The sequence below is a fragment of the Actinomycetota bacterium genome (assembly GCA_036280995.1).
GTDB lineage: Bacteria > Actinomycetota > CALGFH01 > CALGFH01 > CALGFH01 > CALGFH01.
Map to the genome: position 1 here is coordinate 1 of DASUPQ010000042.1, position 2,075 is coordinate 2,075.

4 protein-coding genes are annotated in these 2,075 nt (G+C 70.6%); all 4 read right to left on the minus strand.

The window, feature by feature from the left end:
- On the minus strand, positions 1-318 hold a 318-nt coding region (locus tag VF468_01045; GenBank protein HEX5876909.1), incomplete at its 3' end, for a wax ester/triacylglycerol synthase domain-containing protein.
- Positions 315-806 carry a DUF4260 domain-containing protein gene (locus tag VF468_01050; GenBank protein ID HEX5876910.1) on the minus strand — a complete coding sequence of 164 codons (492 nt, stop codon included), beginning with the start codon at positions 804-806 and terminating at the stop codon, positions 315-317. The genes VF468_01045 and VF468_01050, both read right to left, overlap by 4 nt.
- Positions 807-1,045: 239 nt before the next feature.
- Positions 1,046-1,762 carry a dienelactone hydrolase family protein gene (locus VF468_01055; protein ID HEX5876911.1) on the minus strand — a complete coding sequence of 239 codons (717 nt, stop codon included), beginning with the start codon at positions 1,760-1,762 and terminating at the stop codon, positions 1,046-1,048.
- Positions 1,750-2,075 (minus strand): alpha/beta fold hydrolase (locus tag VF468_01060; protein HEX5876912.1); only part of this gene is annotated, 326 nt, incomplete at its 5' end. The genes VF468_01060 and VF468_01055, both read right to left, overlap by 13 nt.

Genomic DNA, 2,075 nt, shown 5'->3' on the forward strand with positions numbered 1-2,075 from the left:
CAGCTCCTCGCAGGCCGCCAGCAGCTGCGACTCGTCGGCCGGAGCTGGAAGCGGCAGCTCCCGGACGTGCTCGGCGAGGTCGATGGAGGCGGCGTCGATCCACAGCGGCCAGCCCAGCCCGAACCGGGGTCGGTACAGCAGCTGCCGGAAGCGCGGAGCAAGATGCAGCCGCCGACCGATCTCCTCGCGGGCCGTCTCGATCCGGAACCGGCCCTCGGGGTCCAGCAGGCCGGTGCCGTCGAGGATGGCCAGGGCGCCGATGTCCTGGGACCAGCCGAGCTCCTCGGGCCACAACAGCAGGAGGTCCTGGGCGGTCAAGCGGTCCACAAGCCACCCCCCGAGCTGGCCTTCGGATCCCGCGGTGTCTCCCTGATATGGGTGTGGCCGGAGCCGTCCGGATACAGGAGCCCCAGGCCCAGCGCGCGGTCCATGCCGATGTGCGCGAACCACACCAGCGCCAGCGCCACGGCAAGACCAGACCCGGTGAGGACTCCGACCAGCCCCAGGGCGGCCGGGGGCGCGTAGGTGTGGATCAGGTCGTAGGCCACGGCGCCGACGTGCTTGCTTCGCAGCTGGCCGAGGAGGCCAAGGTCGGGGATTGGCAGCAGCACCAGGAACAGCCACCACGACCGTCCGTACTTGCCGTATAGCACTATCGCCACGGCCAACAGCGCCACGCCCTCGCTTCGCAGCAGCGCCAACGGCAAGCCCGTCACCACACCGGCGGTGCCCGGCCTCGCCAGTTCAGTCTCTGAAGGCTCGAACGCTGCCGACTTGTGCCTGCGCCGCTCGATCGGTGGTGGCATCGCTCCTCACCGGTCCCATGAACCAGGGCTCCACCGTCAGCTTCGTTCGGACACTCATGCCAGAGCAGGGCCAAACGGTCCTACCCCGACGGGCCCTCCGGCCCCGCCAGCGAGGACAACCACCTCACCGTGATCGTTGATCTCGCGAGCTGGGTCCGTTGACGCTTCGCTCCCCTGGTGACCTGGCTGCGGCGGCGGCGGGCTCTATGGCAAGGCCTCATGCCTTCACGATCTGCGGTTCACCGCTTCAGGTGCCTGTCGAAGAATGCGCCGATGCGGCGGCGGGCGTCCTGGGCCGACGGCCCGTGGTAGCGGGCCCCCGACAGCCTACTCAACAGCACCGTCAGCGGGGTCATGTCGGCGGGTGGGTGGTCGTTGAGGAACCCATGACTGGCCTCGGGATAGACCTTGATGTCGTGATCGATGCCGTTAGTGGTGAGGGCTTGTTCCAGCCGGGCGGCGGCCCGATACCCCATCGGGGAGCGGTCCTTGCCACCATAGCTGGCCACGATCGGACACGCCCCGGCCAACAGCCGCTCGGCATCCTTGGGACAACCGCCGTAGTTGCTGCTGGACGCGGCAAAGCCGCGGCCCGGGGCCAGGGCATAGCCGCCACCCATGCAGAACCCGATGACGCCGATGCGGCCGGTGCACTGGTCCTGGTCGGCCAGCCAGGCCCGGGCGGCTTCGATGTCGTCGAAGGTGCGGCCCTGGCGGGTGCCCAGCTCGCGGATGATGGTCCGCAGGCAGCGCAGCATGCTGCCCCACCAGTACAGGTCGGGGGCGGCGGCCAGATAGCCCTCCTGCGCCAGCCAGTCCGCCTGGTGGCGCAGATCCTGGCTCATCCCGCCGAAGTCGTGGATGACGACCACGCCCGGCCACGGCCCCTCGCGGGCTGGGGTGGCCACATAGGTCGGCAGCTCCCCGCGCGGGGTGCGGATCTTCACCTCGGCCATGGCTCCGGACCGGTCGCCGCCCAGGCGCGCCGTGGCCGGCCGGCCATGGTGAACCGGGCCAGGTCGCGCTGCATCCGCCGCCCAGCCGGCCCCAGCCGGCAGGCGGTGGCGACCAGCACCAGCCGGTCCACCAGCTGGGGGTGGTCGATGGCGAGCTGTTGGGCGATCGAGCCGCCGGTGGAGATGCCCATGATGGCGACCGGCCCGGCGAAGGTCCGTTCCAGGGCGTGGGCGTAGTGGCCGGCCAGGTCGGCCATGGTGGCGCCGGGTTGCAGGCCGGGCTTGCGGTTGATCAGGTAGACGGTGAAGTGAC